This is a genomic window from Myxococcota bacterium (genome assembly GCA_039030075.1).
In the GTDB taxonomy this organism is placed as follows: domain Bacteria; phylum Myxococcota_A; class UBA9160; order UBA9160; family SMWR01; genus JAHEJV01.
In genome coordinates this window covers 79,875-101,794 of the sequence record JBCCEW010000018.1, presented here as the reverse complement: position 1 = coordinate 101,794, position 21,920 = coordinate 79,875, and the positions used below count along the sequence as shown (strand labels likewise).

General features: G+C 67.4%; 18 protein-coding genes, 1 pseudogene and 1 riboswitch. Of the genes and pseudogenes, 16 read left to right on the top strand and 3 right to left on the bottom strand.

Features of this window, described 5'->3' with window-relative positions:
- Positions 1-54 precede the first annotated feature (54 nt).
- Complete coding sequence (locus tag AAF430_18590; protein MEM7412243.1) at positions 55-1,101, bottom strand: aspartate-semialdehyde dehydrogenase; 1,047 nt, start codon at positions 1,099-1,101, stop codon at positions 55-57.
- 528 nt (positions 1,102-1,629) lie between these two features.
- On the opposite strand from AAF430_18590, the gene AAF430_18585 reads away from it, so the two are divergent.
- From AAF430_18585 to AAF430_18575, 3 genes are all read left to right on the top strand, one after another.
- On the top strand, positions 1,630-3,642 hold the full coding sequence (locus AAF430_18585) for a chloride channel protein (protein ID MEM7412242.1): 2,013 nt from the start codon (positions 1,630-1,632) through the stop codon (positions 3,640-3,642).
- A gap of 504 nt (positions 3,643-4,146) precedes the next feature.
- The gene (locus tag AAF430_18580; GenBank protein ID MEM7412241.1) at positions 4,147-4,749 is read left to right on the top strand and encodes a DsbA family protein; all 603 of its coding nucleotides are present in this window, start codon (positions 4,147-4,149) and stop codon (positions 4,747-4,749) included.
- A 134-nt stretch (positions 4,750-4,883) separates the two neighbouring features.
- Positions 4,884-5,915 carry a peptidylprolyl isomerase gene (locus AAF430_18575; GenBank protein ID MEM7412240.1) on the top strand — a complete coding sequence of 344 codons (1,032 nt, stop codon included), beginning with the start codon at positions 4,884-4,886 and terminating at the stop codon, positions 5,913-5,915.
- Between the two features lie 33 nt (positions 5,916-5,948).
- Here the strand turns inward: AAF430_18575 and AAF430_18570 are convergent, their stop codons facing one another.
- Positions 5,949-6,530, bottom strand: a complete 582-nt coding sequence (locus AAF430_18570; GenBank protein MEM7412239.1) for a hypothetical protein — start codon at positions 6,528-6,530, stop codon at positions 5,949-5,951.
- Between the two features lie 117 nt (positions 6,531-6,647).
- Positions 6,648-6,758: riboswitch (TPP riboswitch) on the top strand.
- A gap of 78 nt (positions 6,759-6,836) precedes the next feature.
- Here AAF430_18570 and thiC point away from each other — a divergent pair.
- From thiC to AAF430_18550, 4 genes are all read left to right on the top strand, one after another.
- Positions 6,837-8,627: a phosphomethylpyrimidine synthase ThiC gene (gene thiC, locus AAF430_18565; protein ID MEM7412238.1), complete on the top strand. Its 1,791-nt coding sequence runs from the start codon at positions 6,837-6,839 to the stop codon at positions 8,625-8,627.
- Between the two features lie 211 nt (positions 8,628-8,838).
- Positions 8,839-9,873 (top strand): hypothetical protein, encoded by a 1,035-nt coding sequence (locus AAF430_18560; protein MEM7412237.1) that lies wholly within the window; start codon positions 8,839-8,841, stop codon positions 9,871-9,873.
- 62 nt (positions 9,874-9,935) lie between these two features.
- Positions 9,936-10,487: a DUF4149 domain-containing protein gene (locus AAF430_18555; GenBank protein MEM7412236.1), complete on the top strand. Its 552-nt coding sequence runs from the start codon at positions 9,936-9,938 to the stop codon at positions 10,485-10,487.
- Positions 10,488-11,015: 528 nt separating this feature from the next.
- Entirely contained in the window at positions 11,016-11,216 is a 201-nt protein-coding gene (locus tag AAF430_18550; protein ID MEM7412235.1) for a hypothetical protein, read from the top strand.
- A gap of 45 nt (positions 11,217-11,261) precedes the next feature.
- Here AAF430_18550 and AAF430_18545 read toward each other — a convergent pair.
- Positions 11,262-11,798: pseudogene (locus AAF430_18545) on the bottom strand (Wss1p-related putative metallopeptidase).
- Positions 11,799-11,932: 134 nt separating this feature from the next.
- On the opposite strand from AAF430_18545, the gene AAF430_18540 reads away from it, so the two are divergent.
- The 9 genes from AAF430_18540 (at position 11,933) to AAF430_18500 (ending at position 21,906) form a co-directional block, all read left to right on the top strand.
- A complete protein-coding gene (locus AAF430_18540) occupies positions 11,933-12,604 on the top strand; it encodes an LON peptidase substrate-binding domain-containing protein (protein ID MEM7412234.1) in 672 nt (223 codons plus the stop codon).
- A 425-nt stretch (positions 12,605-13,029) separates the two neighbouring features.
- Positions 13,030-14,721: a DnaA/Hda family protein gene (locus tag AAF430_18535; protein ID MEM7412233.1), complete on the top strand. Its 1,692-nt coding sequence runs from the start codon at positions 13,030-13,032 to the stop codon at positions 14,719-14,721.
- 317 nt (positions 14,722-15,038) lie between these two features.
- Complete coding sequence (locus tag AAF430_18530) at positions 15,039-15,806, top strand: PEP-CTERM sorting domain-containing protein (protein ID MEM7412232.1); 768 nt, start codon at positions 15,039-15,041, stop codon at positions 15,804-15,806.
- Positions 15,807-15,825: 19 nt separating this feature from the next.
- Positions 15,826-16,320, top strand: coding sequence for a YcxB family protein (locus tag AAF430_18525; protein MEM7412231.1), 495 nt, complete (start codon positions 15,826-15,828; stop codon positions 16,318-16,320).
- Positions 16,321-16,914: 594 nt separating this feature from the next.
- Entirely contained in the window at positions 16,915-17,454 is a 540-nt protein-coding gene (locus AAF430_18520) for a hypothetical protein (protein MEM7412230.1), read from the top strand.
- Between the two features lie 1,837 nt (positions 17,455-19,291).
- On the top strand, positions 19,292-19,678 hold the full coding sequence (locus AAF430_18515; protein ID MEM7412229.1) for a hypothetical protein: 387 nt from the start codon (positions 19,292-19,294) through the stop codon (positions 19,676-19,678).
- A 283-nt stretch (positions 19,679-19,961) separates the two neighbouring features.
- Positions 19,962-20,282, top strand: a complete 321-nt coding sequence (locus AAF430_18510) for a hypothetical protein (GenBank protein ID MEM7412228.1) — start codon at positions 19,962-19,964, stop codon at positions 20,280-20,282.
- A gap of 494 nt (positions 20,283-20,776) precedes the next feature.
- Positions 20,777-21,034 carry a hypothetical protein gene (locus tag AAF430_18505; GenBank protein MEM7412227.1) on the top strand — a complete coding sequence of 86 codons (258 nt, stop codon included), beginning with the start codon at positions 20,777-20,779 and terminating at the stop codon, positions 21,032-21,034.
- Positions 21,035-21,372: 338 nt separating this feature from the next.
- Positions 21,373-21,906, top strand: a complete 534-nt coding sequence (locus AAF430_18500) for a hypothetical protein (GenBank protein ID MEM7412226.1) — start codon at positions 21,373-21,375, stop codon at positions 21,904-21,906.
- Positions 21,907-21,920 lie beyond the last annotated feature (14 nt).

Below are 21,920 nucleotides of genomic sequence, written 5' to 3'. Positions count from 1 at the left end.
GGGGACCCCGATGAAGCGCTTCACACCCGCGCAGTTTTCGAACCGCTGGGAGCGCTAGCGGCGCACCACCGGCGGCCGCAGCCGCAGCGCCTCGGCGATCTGCACCGCGTTGGTGGCCGCGCCCTTGCGCAGGTTGTCCGACACCTGCCAGAGCCAGAGGCGATCGCTCTCGAGGTCCTTGCGCACACGACCCACCAGCACCTCGTCGCGGCCCACGACGTCGGCGGGCGTCGGGAAGACGCGCGCGTCCGGGTCGTCGACCACCTCGACACCCGGGAACTCGGCGAGCGCGGCCCGCGCGGCTTCCGGCGCCAGCACGTGCTCGGTCTCCACGAGCACGGACGCGGCGTGGCCCACCGGCACCGGCACGCGCACGCAGGTCATGGTCACCGAGAGATCGGGCTCGGACAGGATCTTGCGGGTCTCGAAGAGGAGCTTCACCTCCTCGGTGGAGAAGGCGTCGTCGCGGAAGTTCTCGCAGAGCGGCACGACGTTGTTCGCGATCGGGGCCGCGAAGATGCTCGCCTCGGGCGTACCGCCGCCCGCCAGGGCGGCCTGCTGGGCCTCGAGCTCGTCGATGCCGTCGCGACCCGCACCCGACACGGCCTGCAGGGTGGTCACGACGACTTCCTTCAGGCCGGCAGCGCGACGCAGGGGTTCGAGGGCCATCACGAAGCCGATCGTGGTGCAGTTGGGGCACGAGACGATGCCCTGGTGCCCGTCGAGGGCATCGGCGTTGATCTCGGGCACCACCAGGGGAACCGTCGGATCCATCCGCCAGGTGCTCGACTTGTCGATGGCGATGGCCCCCCGCTTCGCCGCTTCGGGCGCGAGGGTCTTCGAGAGGCCGCCAGTGGCGGCGAAGAAGACCAGGTCCGCGCCTTCGAAGGCTTCGGGCTTCGCCTCGGCCACCTCCACCTGCTCGCCGCGGAAGGCCACCTTCGAGCCGGCCGAGCGACCGCTGGCCAGCGGGCGCAGCTCGCCGATCGGGAAGTCGCGCTTGGCGAGGATGTCGAGGAGCACTTCGCCGACGGCACCCGTGGCGCCGACGACGGCCACGGTGAGGTCTCGGTTGCGCAGGTCGGGGAAGGGAACGGACATGGTGGACTCCTGGGGTGGTTCTCGGCAGGTCGAGGGCCGGGCCGAAGCCCGATCCCGTGGGATGGTGGTGATCTGGAGGTTCGAAGGGTTGGGGTGATGGGGGGTCGGGTTTCTCGACCTCCCCTGAACGCTCGTACGCCCTGCCCCCCAAAAACCGAACGCCCCTCCGGGCGGGGCCGGAAGGGCGTTCGTGAGAACTCGTGGCTTCCGGCCAGGGCTAGACGGGGGTCTCCGTCGTCGTCTGCGGCTTCGTCGCAGTCTTCGTGGTGATCGTCGGAGCGGTGGCGCGGAAACGCATCGCGCGCAGTGTCGATCGACGGCGCGGCACTGTCAAGTGGCGCCCGGATCGCGCGCCCGGGCCGCGACGAAGCGCGAGCGATCGACTAGCATCCGCCGCGCGTGGTCGCCTTCGGCCCACGGCCCCGACCCCGCCGTCCTCCACCACCCCCCGCTTCGAGGTGCGCCATCGCCGCGCCGGTCGGACAGAGCCCCTCCGCACGCTCCGGGGGGCATCTGTACATGGTGCTCGTGGCGGTGGGCGTGGGCCTCACCGGCGCGCTCGGCGCCGTCGTCTTCCGTTTCCTGATCCGCTTCGTACAGGCCCTCTTCTTCGAGGGCAGCGACGGCATCACCGCCCTGTTCGAAGAGGGCGTCCTCGCAGAAGCCCAGGACCCGCTGGAAGTCGCGCGTCGGCTGCCCTGGTACTGGAGCGTCGCGCTACCCGCGATCGGCGGCTTGATCGTCGGGCCGCTGATCTACTTCTTCGCGCGAGAGGCGAAGGGCCACGGCGTGCCCGAGGTGATGGCCGCGGTGGCGCTGCGCGGCGGGATCATGCGGCCGCGGGTCGTCGGAGTGAAGGCGCTCGCATCGGCGATCTCGATCGGTTCCGGCGGCTCGGTGGGACGCGAAGGTCCGATCGTGCAGATCGGCTCGGCGCTGGGCTCTTCGATTGGGCAGCTCTTGAAGCTGCCGCCCGCTCAGCTGCGCACGATCGTCGGCTGCGGCGCGGCCGCCGGCGTGTCGGCCACCTTCAACGCGCCCATCGCGGGCGCGCTCTTCGCCGCCGAAGTGGTGGTCGGCAACTTCGCGGTTGCCCAGCTCTCGCCGATCGTGATCTCGTCGGTGGTCGCGACGGTCGTCTCGCGCTTCTTCCTGGGGAACCACCCCGCGTTCCCGGTGCCTTCCTACGAGCTCGTGAGTCCCTTCGAGCTGGTCCCCTACATGGGCGCCGGCTTCGTTGCGGGCTTCGTAGCGCTGGGCTTCATGTTCACGCTCTACCGCACCGAGGACGTCTTCGAGAAGGTGCCCGTCCCCGAGTGGGCACGCGCGATGGTCGGCGGCGCGCTGGTCGGGACGATCGGCATCTTCTTCCCGAACATCTTCGGCGTCGGCTACAGCACGATCGGTGCCGCGCTCACGAGCGAACTGCCGGCGCTGCTGCTCGGCACGCTCATCGTCATCAAGATCCTGGCCACCTCGATCACGATCGGGTCGGGCGGCTCGGGCGGTGTGTTCGCGCCCTCTCTCTTCCTGGGTGCGATGACCGGCGGCTTCCTGGGCACCTTCGTGCATCAGTGGTTCCCGGACGCCACCGCATCGTCGGGGGCCTATGCGCTCGTGACGATGGGCGCCGTGGTGGCCGCGACCACCCACGCGCCGATCACGGCGATCATCATGATCTTCGAGCTCACCCAGACCATCACGATCATTCCGCCGCTGATGGCGGCGTGCGTGGTGAGCACCCTGGTGACCACCTACCTGCACCGCGACTCGATCTACACCATGAAGCTCCGGCGGCGCGGGATCGATCTCTTCGAAGAGGAGCCAAGCAATGTCTTGCGCAGTCTCTTCGTCCATCAGGTGATGGACCGCAGCCCCGAGGTGATTCGGGCAGACGCGGGCTTCGAAGAGGTGATCGATCGCGTGCTCGGCAGCGAGCACACCGACTTCTTCGTGGTCGACCGCATGGAGCGCCTGGTGGGCACCTTCCACCTGCGCGACTTCACGCGCATGCTCACCGAGCAGGAGGCGCTGCGTCCGATCGTCGTCGCGGGAGACCTCGCCGACCCGAGCCCGCCGACGGTGACGGACGCCGACGACCTCCACCTGGTGATGCAGGTCTTCAGCGGCACTCACGCCGAAGAGGTAGCCGTGGTGGGCGTGCACGAGAGCGCGACGGTGATCGGCAGCGTGCACAAGCGCGACGTGATGCAGGCCTACAACGAAGAGGTGCTACGGCGCGACCTCGCCGGCAGCGTGTCGGACCAGATGCTCGTGGCGAGCAAGGGGCAGCAGGTGGCGCTCGGCGGCGGCTACGTCGTCCAGGAGATCCTGGCGCCGCCGCGCTTCTTCGGGCGTTCGATCCGCGACGCCGACATCGCGGCCACGACCGGCGTGCACATCGTGCTCCAGCGCAAGCGCAACACCGACGATGGCCGACCGCCGATCCGCGTCCCGGTGGCCGATGACATCATTCACGAGGGCGACCGCCTGGTCGTCTCGGGCACCAAGAACGCCGTCGAGTCCCTCGACCTGTTCTAGCGTCGCCGCGCGAGCTTCGAGCGTGGCGACGCCGGGCAGCGCCCAGCTGGGGCGGCTTCCCTCCGCGAAATGGCTCGCCGCGAGCCTCCGGGCGTTCCCACCCCTCTCCCCGATCGACGTTCCGTGTCGTCGGTGGCCCCCTCGTCTCGGGCTGCGCTGAGTTTCGCTTCGGGAACCGCCCCAGCCGCGCGCCCGCCGCCAACGCGCCCGCGGCGGAGCCGCGGAACCGCACGGCACGAGCGGCGGACGTGTCCCCGCGCGGAAGTCACGCGCAGCCCGAGGCGAAGTCGTGGACGACGCGATGGAGCGTCGGGCCGGGGAGCGAGGAATGGCGCCGAGCGCGCAGCGAGCCATGACGCGCGGGGACACGTCCGCCGCGAAGCCACGAAACGAACCGAACACCCTCCGAAGACGGCAGTCGCTCTTGTGTGGGGGGTTTGGGGGTTGGGAGAGGCGCCGTGCCTCGTGCATACTCGGAAGTGAGGCGGGGAACCGGAGACGAGGGTGGACACCGACGACGCGGACGCGATCCGCTTCTACTTTAGTTTTCGCAGCCCCTACGCCTGGCTCGCCGCCGAACGCATCGAGGAAGAACTCGGCGACCTCGGCGTCGCGCTCGACTGCATCCCAGTCTTCCCGACGCCGGAGCAGTTCCCGAACGACCCGTCGCTCCTGCCGCAGAAGGTCGCCTACCTCGCGCAGGACGTACGCCGCATCGCGCGCAAGGAAGGGCTGACCGTCACCTTCCCCTCGCAGGGCGACTGTGACTGGTTGCCCAGCCACGCAGCTGCCCTCGGCGCCCTGCGTGCCGGGAAGGGGCTGGAGCTGGTTCGGCAGCTGTTCCGACAGCGCTTCCAACAGGGCCTCGACCTCGGCGAGGACAAGGTGCTCGCCGACGCGTCGCGCCGGGCGCGCTGCGACCCGGAAGCCACGCTGGCGTGGGCGCACGACCCGGACCTGCGCCGGGAGGTGGGCGATGGCTGGGCGCGGGGCGTCGAGCGCGACGGCATCTTCGGGGTGCCTTCCTTCGTCGTCGGCCGCAAGCTCTATTGGGGCCAGGACCGCATGGCGTTCGTCCGCCAGGCGGCGCGGCGCAAAGGCCCGTAGCCCGGTCGGTCCGCCCCTGGCCCGCAACCGCCCGGTCCGCGTTGCGCATCGCTTGCGTCCGGGCGAGGCGTCGCGGGCGGCTTCCGCGAAGACGCGGCCGGGTGGTAGTCTGGTCGATCCTTGCGGAGGCTCTCATGCGGATTCGGGAATCGAGGCTGCGGGCGCTGGCGTGGCTCGCCTGTGCGGCGCTCTGGGCGCTACCGGCGACGACGCACGCGCAGATCGCGGGGTGTGTCCCTGACCTGAGCGGGGCCGTCTACGTTCAGGTCAACACGAACATGGGCCTGATGACGCTCGAGCTGTATCCGAACACCGCGCCCAACACCGTCCAGAACTTCTTGAACTACATGAACGACGGCGACTACGACAACGTCGTCTTCCACCGCAGCGTGCCCGGGTTCGTGATCCAGACCGGTGGCTTCCGCGACGTCGGCCCCATCTACGCTGGCATTCCTACCGACCCGCCGATCGCCAACGAACCCTGCCTCTCGAACACGCGCGGCACGATCGCCATGGCGCGGCTGGGCGGACAGCCCGACAGCGCCACGAGCCAGTGGTTCGTGAACCTGGTCGACAACCTGTTCCTCGACTCGACCGACGGCGTGGGCTTCACCGCCTTCGGGCGCGTGATCGATGCGAGCCTGCCCGTAGCCGATGCGATCGCGGCCCTGCCGATCTTCGACGCGATCCTGACGCTGCAGCTGCCAGTGAACCAGGTCTTCAGCGACTTCCCGTTGATGAGCCTGCCCGTGGATCCGCCGGGCGGCTACGGCTGCGTGCGCGAGACACCGCTCTTCGGCCTCACGAACGACACGTTCACCGCCTTCATCGAGGACACGACGCGGTCCCTGCCCGGCTCCTTCGTGCCCATCCTCCTGGACCCGATCTGCACGGGAGCCGGTGCGACGGGGCCGCCAACTGTCCCGTGCGACCCTGCAAACGGTCGGTTGGTCGCTCAGCTCGGAATCGTCGGCCCCCCGCCGATCAACATGTCGTGCGATGCCGTCGCCGAAGCCGAAGACTCCTGGGCGGCGCGGCGCGCGGGCACCCAGACTCAGATGCAGGACGACGACGTCGAGATCATCTCGCTGCCCGAGCCTGGCCGCGCGTGGCTGCTGCTCGCGGGCGGCGTGCTCGTGTTCGCGATGGCGCGGCGGCGGCGCTAGCCGGACCGAGCGACCACCGCCGAGCGAGGGGCGCTAGGGCAGCTTCGTATCCAGCCGGATCACGACGCCCGTTGCACCGGTGTCGACCGGGCCGTCTACGCCACTGCCCATCAGGTCGCCGGGCTCCCGGCTGGTGGCGTTGCCGTCCGCGTCGAGGCGCGCGGTCAAGGTGATCGGCCCGACGAAGGGCATCTGCTGGATCATCTTGTCTTCCGGCCCGAGCTGGAACGAGACCGGGAAGCTCGGGCGCGGGATGCGCTTCACCGCGAGCGGCGGGCCTCCCCCACCGCGGCGCGCAATGATGAAGAGGATGGCACGCGGGTTCGCGTCATCCGCGACCTCCGGAGCGAGCACGACGCTGCCTTCGATGGGCGGGCCATCGGAGCCGCGCGAGGCGCCGGCATCTGCCACGGCTTCGGGGAGTGCGGGGGACGGCCCCCCCTCGCTCGGCGCCGGCGGCAGGCCGGGCGCCTGCTGCTGGGCCCGATCGGCACCTTCGGGGAAGATCTTGGAGAGGTCGGGCTCGACCGTCGGCTCGTCGGGATCGAAGGGCTCGAGGTTGCGGTCGCAGGCGAGGGCCAGGACGGCGATGGCGCACGCGGCGGCCCAGCGCATCGCGCCTCGACGCCTGGCGGCCTCTCCCGGTCTCACCCTCAGCACGTCGGCAACGTAGCGAACGCGCGGAGAAGATCCGTTTGTTGCACCCGAGCCCCGATGTTAGGGTGAGGACTCGACGGAGCCTGGGGGTGGCGAACAGCCGACGCGAAACGGCTGCGCCTGAGAGCACACCCTTCGAACCTGACCTCGTTCACACGAGCGTAGGGAACGGCTTCCCGGACGCGGCCACGCGCCCTCGGACTCCGCAGCACGCCGCCGACGTACGCAGCTGGGCACCTCCGTGCACAGCGCCAGGAGTCCGCCATGAGCGATCCGACCCAGTCTTCGCGCTACACGCTCCCCAAGCTCGGGGGAAACCCCTCGAGCGAAGCGCAGGGGACCACGCCGGGGAGCTTCGCCAACCCCGCGGAAGTGGGCGGCACACTCGCGTTCAGCTCGCCGGACACCCCGGGCATGCCGCCGCCGTCGCAGCGCACCGCGTGGGATTTCATGCCGCCCGACTGGACGCAGGATTCGGACGGTCGCTGGCACGCGCCGGAAGGCTTCGTGCCGATCACCCAGCTCGAGCACGCGCGGCTCGGCACGATCACGGCCGAGATGGAACGCGTCGCCGAGCGCGAGCCTCACCTCAGCGCCGAGCAGGTGCGCGACGAAGTCGCCGCCGGCCGCATGGTGATCCCCGCCAACAAGGTGCATCTCGCCCACGAGCTCGACCCGATGGCGATCGGGCGTGCGAGCCAGACGAAGATCAACGCAAACATGGGCGCGTCGCCGATCTCGAGCGGCACCGCCGACGAGGTGGAAAAGCTGCGCTGGGCCGAGCGCTGGGGCGCCGACACGGTGATGGACCTCTCCACCGGCGGCGACCTCGACGCCACGCGCGAGGCGATCGTCAAGCACAGCACCGTTCCGATCGGCACGGTCCCGATCTATTCCATGATCCTCGGCAAGAAGATCGAGGACCTCGACGCCGAGACCGTGCTCGCCACCCTCGAGCACCAGGCTCGCCAGGGCGTCGACTACTTCACGATCCACGCAGGCGTGCTCCGCGAGCACCTGCCCTTCGTGAAGGAACGCCTGATCGGCATCGTCAGCCGCGGCGGCTCGCTGCTGGCGAAGTGGATGCTCCACCACGGCCAGCAGAACCTGATGTACTCGATCTGGGACGACATCTGCGAAGTCGTGCGGCGCTGGGACGTGACCTTCTCGATCGGCGACGGCCTGCGCCCGGGCGGCCTGGCCGACGCCACCGACCGCGCCCAACTCGCCGAGCTCGAGACGCTGGGCGAGCTCACCGAGCGCGCCTGGCGCCACGGCTGCCAGGTAATGATCGAGGGCCCGGGCCACGTGCCCTTCGATCAGATCGAGTTCAACATGAAGCTGCAGCGCCGGCTGTGCCACGGCGCGCCGTTCTACGTGTTGGGGCCCCTCGTCACCGACATCTTCCCGGGCTACGACCACATCACGAGCTGCATCGGCGCGACGTCGGCGGCCTACCACGGTGCGTCGATGCTCTGCTACGTGACGCCGAAGGAGCACCTCGGACTCCCGAAGAAGGACGACGTGAAGCAGGGCTCGATCGCCTACAAGATCGCGGCCCACGCGGCGGACGTGGCGCTCGGCATCCCGGGCACCCGCGACCGCGACGACGAGCTCACCAAGGCCCGGGCCGCACTCAACTGGGAGAAGCACTTCGAACTCTCCTTCGACCCGGACACGGCACGCGCTTACCACGACGAAGACCTCGACGTGGACACCGACTTCTGCGCGATGTGCGGCCACGACTGGTGCTCGGTGCGGATCAGCAAGGAGATCACCGAGTTCGTGTCGGGGAAGGACGAGAGCTACGCCTGGGAGCTGCCGAAGGTGTCGAGCGCGCTCTCGGACGAGCAGCGCGAGATCCTCGAGAAGCGCGGCGTGCTCTCGCCCGAAGAGCTCCACCGCCTGGCCGGAAAGACCCGGCGCGCGATGGGTGCGGGCCGCGGCGAGCAGGCCGCCTGCCACAGCGAGCAAAGCTCCACCGCGGACGCGCGCTCACTCCAGGGTGAGAAGCTCGACCCGCTGACGCTGGAGCCGCTGGCACCGGAAGCCTGAGTGGCGGTGGGCCGGCCCCGCGTGGCGCGCTGGGGCGATCGATCTCGAAGCCCCAATGCAGTTCGCCCCGGACCCACTCTCGTGGGCCGGGGCGAAGCGTCCGAACCTCACCCCCCCCTGGTTTGGCTCGAACACTTCACTCTTCGTCGCGGGGTTGCCGGGCCTTGAGGTTTTTTTGCGGGTTCTATGCACTTTCGCGGAGCGGCAGAAAGTGCTGAAAGAATCGAGCATTCTCGAGCACTTACGTGGCCTCGGCCTGCCCCTGGGCCCCTCCGCGCGGCTCTCGTCGGCGGGCGACGGCAACATCAACTGGGTGCGCCGGGTCGAGGACGGCGGGCGCTCCTGGGTGGTGAAGCAGGCCGGCCCCACCCTGGCGAAGTTCCCCGAGTACGAGGCCGACCCGGGCCGACTGCTCCACGAGGCGCGCTACTTCGAAGCCGCCGCCGCGCGCGACCCGGATGGGGTCTGTCCCCAGGTGATCCAGCTGGATGCGGCGAACCACCTGCTGGTGCTCGAAGACCTGGGCGACGCGCTGCGCTTCGATGTCGCGCTCGCCGAAGGGCACGACCTACGACCGGCGGTCGAGCGCATCGCGACCTTCCTCGGTCGGGTGCACGCGGGCAGCTTCGAACACGCGGAGCTCGCCGCGTTTCCGGATGGGGAGGCCGGCGAAGGGGTGCTCGGACTGCACCTGGCCCACATCTTCACCCTGCCCTTCGAGCCCAACGACTTCCCGCTCTCGGACGCGCTGAGCGAAGCTGCCCAGGCGTTGCAGGCGGATGCCGCCTTCGGCGCGCGGCTCGCCGAGGTGTTCGCGGCGTGCCGACGACGCGGACCGGTGCTGGTGCACGGCGATGTGCAGCCGACGAACGTCCTGATTCCTGAATCCGGTGCGCGCCTGCTCGACCCCGAGATGGCACACGCCGGTGCGGCCGCCTTCGATCTCGGCCTCTTCTTCGCGCACCTCGCAATCGACGGCATCGCGCGCAACGACCTCGCCGGTGCCGCTGCCATCATCGACGCGGGCTGGCAGGCGTACCGCGCCGCCGGTGGCGACGCGGTGGGCTGTCGCTTCGCCGACGTGGCGGCCGTCGCCGGCGTCGAAACCCTGCGCCGCACCCTCGGCGCCGCGCGGGTGCCCGCGGTGGAAGCCGACCCGGTCGGGCTCGCGTGCGTGCGGGCGGGACGCGCCTGGGTGATGTCGCCGCCCGACGCGCCGAGCGGCCTGGTCGCACTGGCGCGCTAGCCGAGGCGCTCGTCGCGAACGCCCTCATTGCTGTGAGACCCCGCGTCCCCCAGACTCGCGGCGTGAGCGACGTCCAATCCCTCGCCGGTTCTTCCCGCCCCCCTGGCGCCGTCGCCGCCCGCACCGGGCTCTGGCTCGCACTCTCCGCGTGGGTGGGGTCGTGGTTGTGCTTCGCCCTGGTGGTGGCGCCGCTGGCGTTCCGGGTGCTGCCCTCCGCGGAAGTGGCGGGCAGCCTGGTGAGCCCCTCATTGGCCCTGCTCCACGTGTCGGGGGCGGTGGCCGCGGTGATCGTGGCGGCCCTCGGCGCCGGCCTCGGCCGGGGCAAGGTGGCGATCGGCCTGCCCCTCGTGTTGGCGGCCCTCACGCTGGCGAGCGAGTACGGGGTGACCCCCCAGCTGGCCGACCTGCGCAACGCGGCCTTCGGGCCCGACGGCAACGTCGAGGCGGCCGCGGCCTACCGCCGCCTGCACGGGATCTCGATGTCCCTCTTCTCGGTGGTGCTGCTCGGGGCGCTCTTCCTGGTGGGCTGGCATGCCCGGTTGGACACGCCGAAAGACAGCGGGCCAGACACGCCGAACCACGCCGGGTCGGGCCCCCCCCAGGAAGCCAGATAGGGCCCCCGGCGGGCGCTTCGGCAGCGTCATCGGCTCGGATCGAGAACGCCCCAAAGCCCCGAAACCTCGTAGGAATCAGCGAAATTCCTTGGCCCCTCCCTGTGCCCTGGTGTATCCTTTGCCGACACCGATCGAAAAAGCCTTTTAATTTCAATGCCTTAGCGCTTTGACGATCGCCACGAGCCACGCTTCGCAGGGCTCGTTCCGGGCCATCTGGGGTTCTGAGAACCGGAACGCCTCGGGCACCACTACCCGGGGGAACGCGCGAAGCGGCAGGCATCCGCCGAGGGCGATCGAACCGAAGCGCGGGGGACGACGTCGGATTCCCCCAGGGCGCGCCCACCATCCATTCACATCTTCGAGGGTTTCGAGTCTCTGCTTGGCACATTCGGGCTGCTTTCCTCGAGCTACGGCCGGACCCACGTCCGCGCCGTGTCGCGCGAGGTGCCAGCGGCATCGAAGCGCAGCAGTGAACCCGCGGCCCGCTAGTTCGCTCGGATCCACCCCGAGGACGAGGTACTCCACTCCATGGCAGTGACGATCAAGCTCGCAGTCGAGTTCGCGGTGTCCGGCACCGCGCTCGAAGACGCGATGGCCGAATACGATGAGCTGAGCGTGGAGGGCCTCATTCGCGAGATCCTCGACAAGGCGGTGGCGTGCGACGAAGTGACGGCGAAGGTCGAAGAGGGCCCGAACACCCTCGAGGAATACGACCAGCTCACGTCCTAGGGAGACCCGAGCCCGAGCCCGTTACGACCCAGCCCGATCCCCGCGTCACGCGAAGAGCGTGAGCTGACGCGGGCCTTGGGGCTTGGCCTCGCCCGTCTTGTCACCGCGCTGGGGCGGCTTCGGTGAAGCCCCCACTTTCGGGCGCCGCTTCGGCGTGGCGGGTTTCGCGGGAGGCTGCGGCTCCGCGACCGCGCGCGGCCCGCGACGCGAAGGGGCCGGCGCTTCGGCGCGACCGCGCGGACCGGGCTTGTAAATGCCCTGGTCGCGCGCGAAGTCGAGCAGCTCGAAGTAGAAGGCCTTGAAGCGCGGGCCGTGATTGAAATGACGCAGGTGCGCGAGCTCGTGGCAGAGTGTGTTCACGAGGCTCGAGTACTTGAGCGGGTTGCCGGTCTTCGCATGACGCAGCCGGATCTTGATCGTGCCGTCCGAGTAGCAGATGCCGTAGTGACCGTTGACGCCCGCACGCTCGGCCGTGATCGACGCGTAGCGGAGCCCGAAGCGCCCGGCGATGACGGACGCATCGGCATTCAGGCGGTCGATCAGCTGACGGGCCGTGACGCGGTCCATGCGTGCCCGGGAGTCTTCCTTGGCACCGCGAACGCGTCAACGCAGCTGGCGGAGTGCGTCAGCAGACTCCGTGCAGGCCCCGCAGGAGCCGCCGTACCGGCGGCAACGTCCGCCGAGCGGGGCAGGCGCGAGCTGTTAAGGTGGCAGTCGTGTCTGATGCCGATGCCACCGAAGCGCTGCCGATCTTCCCGCTCTCCAACGTCGTTCTGTTTCCGCGGGTGAAGACGCCGCTCCACCTGTTCGAGCCGCGCTATCGGCAGCTGGCGCGTGACGTCATCGAGGGGAATCGACGCTTCGCGATGATGGTGGTACGCCCCGAACACGTCGACGACATGCCGGGCAACCCGCCGATCTTCCCGGTCGGCTGCGTCGGGACCGTCACCGAACACCAGCGCCTGCCCGACGGCCGCTACAACCTCGTGCTCGAGGGAGACCATCGTGTCCGTGTGGTGGGGGAGACACCCCCCGACGATCAGCGCTTGTACCGTCTGGCCGACGTACGCCGACTCGAAGACCCCTACCCCGACGACGCACGCGAGCGCGTCTCGCACCTGCGCGAGGCGATCCTGCTCGACATCCAGTTCGTCGTGGCGCAGAGCCAGCCCGGGCGTTCCTTCGACGCGAGTCAGTTTCAGGGCGTCGACGACGAGACGTTCGTGAACGTGTTCGCGAACGCGTTTGCGTTTCCCGCCGAGGAGAAACAGGGCCTGCTCGAGGCCGACAGCATCCCCGACCGCTTCGCGCGGTTGGCGAGTGCGCTCTCGATGCAGCGTTTCGAAGTCGAACGCGGGTCCAAAGGCGGGCGATCGACGTTGCATTGAGCGCCGTGCACGCGCTTGCATGCAAGCGGACGAAGGCGCTCGAACACGCGTCTGAAAAATCGACCTTTCGAAAGGAAATCGCCTGAAAAGCGCGATTTCGAAAGATCGAGAGACGCCCGAAACCCTACTAGGGGGCGTCTTCACAACTCGCGATGTTTTCTCGAAGTGCGCTTTATGTGCGCGAAAAGATGGGCGCTTCGCGAAACCGAAATGCAGTTCACCGTCGGAGTGAGCCCGCGTTTGAACGTTGCGTTCGTGTGTCGTGCGAATGCCATCGAAGTGACGGTTGGTCGTTGCTTTGAAGCGCACTTAGTGGTCTACTCCGCACCCCGCCGTCTCATGTTGATGGGGATTCGGCGGAAAATCAGTTCTTCCTCCAGTAGATCGAGCCATTGCAGACCTCCCCCCCGAGGCTCTGGACCGGTGTGGTGCGCCGGCTCGGAGCGGACATGGATCCGTCCCTGCTCACGTGGATCGAGCCCTTGTTGGCTCGCTTCGACGACGATTGCCTGACGCTGGGCTGCCCGACGGGCTTTCACCGCGATCGTGTGCGCGATCGCTTCCTCGAAGCGATCGAAGCCGCCGCCGCCGAGGAAGCCGGCCGCAAGATCGTGGTGAATCTCCTGGTATCGACCCCAGTCCCGGAAGAACCGCCGGAATTCCGGGTGCAGGATGTGCCCGTGCCGCCCCCGGCACTGGGGCCGCGGAGCCCCAGGGCGGGGGAAATGCGCGACGACACCGCCGTGCACGACGAGGCCTCCCACGACGAAGACCCGCGCACCGAGAGCCTCGACGCGCCGACGCAGCGTCGCACCCACAAGGTGCCGCCGGAGCGTGAGCGACAGGGCGCGCGCGCCCGGATGAGCGGAGCGCCCGGCGAGCTGGGCGATGCCTCGGGAAACCACGCCACCTCACCGAGCGCGGGAGAGGCGGCCCCGGCACCAGCAGGGGGAACGAAGCGGTCGCACACACAGCCGGAGCGACCGCCGGCGCCTTCCCGGCCCCCGACCACTGCGCCTGCGCGCCCCGCACCTTCGAACGCAGGGCGCGGCCCGCGCGAAACCCGACGCCGCGCCGAACAGCGAGTGCTGCCCTACCGCTTCGACAACTTCATCGTCGGTGGCTGCAACGCGCTCGCGCGCGAGGCCTGCCTGGCGGTTGCCCAGGGAACCCAGAGCGGCCTGAACCCGCTGGTGCTCGCGGCGCCGTCGGGGCTGGGGAAGACCCACCTCGCCCGCGCGATGTTCGCCGAGGCCCGCCGGCAGGGAGAGACCCGGGCGATCTATGCGTCGGCCGAGGCCTTCACCACCGAGTTCACGACGTCCCTGCGGGCGAAGCGCGTCGAGCAGTTCAAGCGCCGCTACCGGATGGGCTGCAAGCTGCTGGTGCTCGAGGACATGCAGTTCCTCGATGCCCGCAAGAAGGCCACCCAGCTCGAGATCTTCCACACCGTCAGCCACCTGCTCGACGTGGGCGCCCAGGTGGTACTCACCGCCGACCGCCAGCCCTGCGACATCGAGGGCCTCGACCCGCGCCTGCGCTCGACGCTCACCCAGGGCGTGGTGGCCGAGCTCCACGCGCCCGACGCCCAGGTGCGCCGCGACATCCTGCGCGCGAAGGCCGCAGACGGTGGCGTGCGGCTGCCCGAGGAGTGCCGCGAGCTGATCGTCGAGAGCGTGCGCGGTAACGTGCGCGACCTCGAGGGCGTGCTGATTCAGCTGGTGGCGACGGCGTCGCTCTTGAAGCGGCCGATCGACACCGAACTGACGCTGGTGGCGCTGCGCAAGCTGGCCCTCGCTCCCGACACCCCCGCCCGGCTCGAGCCCGGCGACGTGATCGACGCCGTGGCAGCCTACTTCCAGAAGCGCCCCGACGAGCTGGCCGGGCGGTCAGGCCGCCACGAGTTCCTGATCCCGCGCCAGCTCGCCATGTACCTCTGCCGCAAGTACACCGACGCCACGCTCACCGAGATCGCGAAGATCTTCGGCCGCGACCACTCCTCGGCCTCGAACGCCGTCCGCAAGGTGGAGCGCCAGATGCTCGAGCGCGCGCCCATGCGGTACAAGGTCGAAGCGCTCTCGCGACGCCTGGACGCACTGGTGAAGGGGCGAGGGTAGGGCGCGGCCGATCGGCGCTCCCAGCCCCGGCCGTCCTTGCTTGTGGCATGATGGGGCGGCAGCGAAGCCAGCAACGGGAAGGGCACACCGGCTTCGCTGCGAGGTGACCTATGCCCTCTCGCTGGCTCCCTTCCCTTCTAGTTGCAGCCCTCGCGATCGCCGCGGGAACGCCCGCGGCTGGTGCACCGTTTTCCGTAGGCAACGTTCTGGTGTCGAGTCAGACACCTGGATCGTCCTCGCGAACCATCACGGAGTACCGACCGGACGGGACGCTCGTTCAGTCTTTCGTTCCCCCGGCCCCTCCCGAGTCCTCGGACTTGTTCTCCCCGAGACACTTCGTCGCCCAGGGTGACGGCCTCCTGCATGTCTACAATGGTGTCTTCGACCCCTACTTGTCGACCTACGACTCAGCGACGGGGGCCTGGTCCCACGAAACCGCGGATGATTGGTCCACCGTCAACGTCGGGAACTACGGGGGCTTGGCGCGGAACGGTGACACCGTCTTCGTAACCGACGTCGCCACGGCCCGGAATCCCGGTTCTGGAGTGATCGCGTTCGACCTCGGCACGGGCTCGACAACGACCCTCGCCCCGGGTGTCGCGGCCGGTGACTTGACTCTCGGTTCGGATGGGCTCCTTTGGGTGCTGCGTTCGGGGGGTACGGATATCGAAACCGCAGTGGCGTTCGATCCGATCACCTTCGAGAGTCGTGGATCCGTCTCGCTCGGTGCCGCCGGAACCGACTCGAGATCGATCGCGGTCGATGCGAACGGCGACTTCTTCATCGCTTCCTGGAGTGGCGACCTCGTTCACCTTTCTGCGACGGGCGCGTTCATCAAGAGCCTAGACCTCGGAAACAGCCTCTACGACGTAGCCCTGGCTTCCGACGGAAGCATCGTGGTCGGAAGTCGAACGGATGGTTCCTGGATCACCGACCGAGACTTTTCGACGCCGCTGCGTCTCGAAGGGGATCGCTGGAACTCCTTCGTTGCGTTCGTCGTCCCCGAGCCGAGCACGGGACTGCTCGTACTCCTCGGTACCGCCCTCGTAGCGGGCCGCCGCCGACGCGTTCGGTCGAACGCCTGATCCGTTCGGCCGCCGAGAGATGACGATAGAAGGGCAGATCGCGGAACGTGACTTCGTGCGGGCGGCCTTCGTGCACATTCGCCCGAGTCCCTTCTTCGCGGTGATCGGTGCCCTGCTCGGCTTGCTTGGTCTTGTTCTCGCTTGCTTGGCGTTGTTCGAGAGCGATCTCCAACGCGTGTCGCTGGGCGTCTTCATCCTGGCGTGCCTGCTGTACCTCGGATTCTATTTCGCCGTCTGGTACCCCTACGCGGCACGGAGGACCTTCCGTCAGTACAAGGCCCTCTCGCTTCCGTTCACGGCGGAGGTCACCTCCGATGGCTTCCGAGTCGAGACCGAACTCGGACAAGGGCTTCTCCCTTGGGACCACATCCGAAGGTGGCGAGAGAGCAAGGCGCTCTTCTTGCTCTATCCGACGGACGGCCTCTACCACGTCGTTCCCAAGTCCCTGCTGTTGGGTGGTCTCGATGACGAATTCAGGGGGCTGCTGAAACAGAAGATCGGATCGCCGACCTAGTGCAGCGTTGCGCTGCCGGCTTCCACCCAGCAACGAGGTCCAGAGCCCTGGTAGGTGGTCGCTGCGAATCATGGCGGGGCCATACCCCGGCGTCGGCTGAGTACGGCTGAACTCCCGATCCGTTGGACCGCACCCTGAACCAATGTGCAGCGGCAGTGTCCAATGCAACACTGCCCGCCGGCATTCTGCCGGGGGAACAAGGAGGCACCCGAGTGCGTGCTGCCCAGCCCCGCTCCTACATTCGTCATGTCGCACTGGCTCTCGTCGCTTTCGGCGCGGTTCTAGGACTGGCCAGCGCGCCATTCGTCCTATCCGCAAGCCTGGTGGACGTAGTCGGTGCCGGTCTCGGCGCGATCACTGGCGCCGTCCTACTGGGTACCGGCATCGTGACGTTGACCATCGTCTCGGTGTCACACGGGGCGAGTCGAGACGCTGCGCGGCGGTAGCGCTGGCCCCTTGGTGTTCAGAACGGCGGCCGGGGACCCGCGCGGTCTAAAGGCGGCTTCTGGCATACTGGGCAGGTGCGCTCGGCCCAAGGCGGCAAGTCGCCCCGGCAGCTGAACGCCTGATCCGTTAGGCAGCGACTTGCGTGTATTGCGACGATTCGTCGTAGCGATCCTTCTCGCGTCGGCAACGGCGATCGCCGCGTGCGAGGTCATGCTCTACGGACCCTATCGACGCGAGAAGGAAGAACTCCGAGCTGAGATCGAAGCTATCTCCGGTATAGAAGTGGTGGACTTCTGGGATTCCAACGAAGAAGACGATCTCTCAGTCGAAGTCTACGTTGAATTGTCTGCTGGGGGACACCGCATCGAGTTTATGGATCTCTACCCGGAATCCCTATCATGCGAGGCGCCGCTCGAACTCTGGGTGTTCGACGGCCGGTTCCCGCGTTGCACCGATACGGGGAGACTCTACTACCCCGAATATTTTCTCTCGATCGACCTATGTGCAAGTGTGGGACCTTTTGATTTCTCGCTGGGCGATCTCTCAAACCTCCCAGCTATTGCACCTCGACTCGCTAGGACCCTCGACGCGTGGCCGGCTGACCGTGACAACGCTGCAGTGATCCACCGCAATGGGCAAGAGTGGCGTTGCATTCTCGAAGATCCGATTGTGCGATCAGGAGCCTGAGGTAGCCGTTCGCGGCCAGGGGCCAGAGGCCGGCGGCCTAACAAGGCGTTGCAGCTGACCGGGGAGCAACGCGGTCCGAATTCGCCTCTGGCATACTGGGCCAATGCGCTCAGCCCAAGGCGGCAAGTCGCCCCGGCAGCTGAACGCCTGATCCGTTAGGCCGCAGGCGTGCGAACATGATTCTGCTCGTCCTCCTACTTGTCGCACTCGGTTGCGCCGAGCCAACCCAGGATCTGGTTCCAGGTCACTATGAGATTGGAACGGTCCTTCGGGGTGAGGAGAGGTATCTGGCCTCCGGTGAACTCGTCCTGCTGCCACATGCCTTCTCGAGAACCCGTACCGCTCGGCAGATTCACGGGCGATACGACTACGACAAAGACCTACCGGAATCCTTCAACGCGTGCTTGCTCTTCGAGTTCAAAGGGAGGATCGCCCTTTGGTTCATGGAATGGGCTCCGAACGCAACCCTTCCGAGCGATATGTACTTCGCGAATGGCCTCGTGCTAACGATCGACCATCCTTTCGGAGTTCACTGGCGAGGCTCCATCGCTTCCCTTGAGCGCGAAGAACCCGTCATGGACGTTTCCGGCCGATGGGTTGGTGAAGCAGGCTGGGCCAACTGCGAAGCACTCCTTGCCCGGTACAACGCCGCCCGAAGCCCCAACGCGCCAGCGGCCCAGCAAGGCGTTGCAGCTGGCACCCAGCAGCGAGGTCCAAATCCCGGATAGACTCTGGCCTCAAACCACGGCGAATCAGCAACCCCGGCGGTCGCTGGGTGCAGCTGAACGCCTGATCCGTTAGGCAGCAAGATGCGATTGACCCCGGGAGCTATCGCCCTGTCCCTTGCACTGTCCGCCTCAGCTGGAGGCTGGATCAGCGACCCGGTTCTCTTGGTCGCGCCAGAACCGGGACCCGGCTGGCAGCATTCGTACCCGGAGTTTTCGGACCAGTCGTGCACGATCGCTGAGGAATGCGCCAGCCTGGCAAACGGCGAGTCGGTGTTCAGCGTCGTTTTCCGCATCTCCGATGCGGGAAGCGTGCACGACCCCACCGTGGAAGAGTCCTGTGGGCGCGTCGAGGACCCCGCTCCCTTGTTTCGGGCTGTTCGTAGGTGGCGGTTCAACCCAGCAACCCAGGACGGCGCGCCAATTGAGACTCCGGCTGCGTGCGTGGTTCTCCGACACGTCGATGCTGGTCCTCAGCACGACTCTGGCAACGAGGTTCACGCTCCCGACCCAACAACGCGTTCCAGCTGATCCTCAGCAACGAGGTCGAGTTCCTGGGTAGACTGTGGCCTCAACCATGGCACCTCAGCCCGCCCGGCGTCGGCTGGGTGCAGCTGAACGCCTGATCCGTCAGGTGGCCAATCGTGAGTATTCCTCGAGATGTAGATGGCGCGTTCATGGCGGGAACGCGCACCGAGCGCGTCCACATCGTGCTCAATGACTCGGTTCGAGTCACAACCGGTGCCCACAAGGGCCGCGCTGGATCTGTCGTTTCCTTGTTCTCGCTCGACCCAGTCACCTTTCTGGTTGAGCCGGGGACGGCGCCGTGGGGCGATTTCCAAGTCGCCCAAGCTGATCTTGAGATTGTTGAGTAGCGATGCCTGCCGCCCTCACCGCCTAACAAGGCGTTGCAGCTGACCGGGTAGCAACGCGGTTCAAACCTGGCTCTGGCATACTCGGGAGGTGCGCTCAGCCCACGGCCGCAAGTCGCCCCGGAAGCTGAGCGGCTGATCCGGCGGACTGCGAGATTGACCTTCCACGCAGTGTTGTGCGTTGCCGTCCTCACGGGAGCGTGTGTTCACGGGCTACCTACCGCAACTTCTCCCGACGAATTGCAGGAGAACACGGCCGGACACATCGCGTGTCAGCGCGAACGGATCCTTCGAGTGCCCGGCCGGGAACACCTGCTTTCTCAAGTCGACCGCCCATCCGAGGCTCCGGCCGAGCTTCGCAAGCCGATCCTCGACCTCGCCGATTCTTGGGCCCACGAATCCGGCTTCTTACCTTGTCGCGAGTACCAGATGGCCGCCGCGCTCCTGCACGACTCACCGGGTTACACCTATGTGAGCATCGGCCCAGAATCCTGCGAGGCCCTCGACTTGGGTTGGGTCCCACCGTCGGCCTTCCTGGTGGTATCGCACGAGCCTCTTGAGATCGTCGAGGCACAGATTGGTCACTCGGGCTGCGCCTATCGCCGCAATCTACCCGAGGCAAACTAGCTCGCAGCCCAACAAGGCGTTGCAGCTGGCCGGGGAGCCGCGCGCCCCATTTCCGGCTTCTGGCATACTCGAGTGGTGCGCTCAGCCCACCGCGGCAAGTCGCCCCGGCCGCTGTACGCCTGATCGTTGGGCTGCGAGAGTCTGTGACTGATCCGAGGAAGCGTCGGCGAGAGGCTACCGCGGTCACGGCGGGCGCCGTCGGTGTCACCACGGCCTTCGACTATGTCTTCCCCGGGTTCCGGGTGTGGCCCATAGCGGTTCCCGTCGCGGTCGCACTCCTCGCTTGGGCGATCCGCAAGCCAACCGCACTAGGATCATCTCGTTCCTCTTCGTGCTTTCTTGGATCCTTGTGCTTCCCGCAATCCCGTGGCACGACTACAAGGGCTTCTATATCCAGTGGGCTCGAATCGAGCCAAGCACTTCTCTTGTTGCCGTGCGCGAGCAGATGGCGTCCTATCACCTGCAATACGACAGGTCGCGCGACGGCTCCGTCAGTCCAGAAGCACTCGCCTTCACCTTCCATCCTTCGCTGAGTCGATCGGCAGACTGGTGCCGGGTTTACGGCGACCATGTGGTGACGCGAGTGGAGTTTCTAGCCGACTGAACGCGCTCGCAGCCCAACAAGGCGTTGCAGCTGACCGGAAAACAACGCGCCCCGAATCTGGCTCTGGCATACTCGGCCGATGCGCTCAGCCTGGGGCGGCAAGTCGCCCCAGCAGCTGAACGCCTGATCCGCTGGGCAGCATGAAGCGCATCGTTCACGACGCGTCTACACGGTAGACGGCACTCGCCATGTCCACACGATCCGATCGCAAGAGGCGGAAGGCTGCCACCAACCTCGCGAAGCGGCAGCGTCTCAGAGGCAGGCAGACGGCAGGCCAACCTCGGCCGCCGCTGTCGAAACGACTCGAACGAGCACAGCTGGCCGCGACGCTAGTGGGACTCGGTGCCGCCGCGACGTTCTTCAGGTGTTCAATAGCGGGGCCACCCCCGTGGAGTCGGCCCACCGAAGTAGCAGCTGGCACGATCACAGAGAGTAGATACACCGCTCCCAGGACCTCATACCGAAGCAGCTTGCCAGGATCGTACGAGCTCAGGTTGAGCGGCCTCGACGACCCGCTGGTTCTCTACGACTGCTCCTTCCGGTGCTTTCAACGCTTGGAAGAGCAACTCCGCGTCGGCGAGCGAGCGGAAGTGACCTTCTCCAGCGATCTTCTCAGCGCGAACATCTGGCGTATCCAGAATGATCAAGGCGAAGTACTCGGAATCGCCGAGGTAGAGTCTAGAATGCGAAGACGCTTCAAGTGGGTGGCCGCGGCTTTCGGTTTCACGGTCGCGTCCGCGATCGGCTACTAGGCAATCGAGAAGGTGCGATGGCGGGGGCACGATCCGCGTAGCTGGCGAGCCTAGGCTAGGGACACCAGCCATCTCACAAGCAACGAGCTCGAGGCGATCCAGCGAGTGACGCCTCAGCGCATGCACCGGCAGCCTAACTCGCTGCTGCAGCTGCCGCCTATAACGCCAGCCAACCGTCGGCACTCGGGCCTATGCTGTTGGTGAACAGGCAGCTCCGCTCCATCGCATACCCGGCCGCAGCCGAGCAGCCAGGCGGTCAGCCCACCCCGGCAGCCAAACGCCTGATACGCCAGGCCTCAGCTCAAGCCAATCGCCCCATCCTCCGATTTCAGGAGACAATGGCGGACCTGCAGCTGGTGCTCGGCGTGTTTGCAGCGCTGCTTGGAGCCTGCGCGTTTACGGGCGAGCTGCGGGTCTGGTGGCGCCTCCGGTTTCGCTCTCCCCGCTATCTGTTGGTGGCGGTGGGCGCCACGGCTCTGGTAGGCGCCGCGCTAGCGACCCTCGAATCATTCGACGAGGCTCGCCCTGGCGCAATCGCGGTGTTCCTCTTTGGACTTCCCGTCCTGGCAGTCTCCGGGTTCCTACTCTACGGGGGCCCGTCGGAGTACGTACGGCTTACCCCTCTTCTCCAGTATCCGAACGGCATCCGAGCCGGCTCGTCGCTTCGCCTCAGATCTGCGTTGCCGCTGCATGACCACGATGGACGGCCCACCGGCCAAGTCCTAGCAGCGGGCGAAATCTGGCAGACGCTCCCTGGCTCGATTCTCGAGCCTGATGTGGTGTGGCTCAAGCAACCCGACGGAGAGCTGCACACCTGGGATTCCGTTTCGTTGCTCGACTACTTCGAGCTCACTGACGCTGCCGCGGCCTAGCAAGGCTTTCCAGC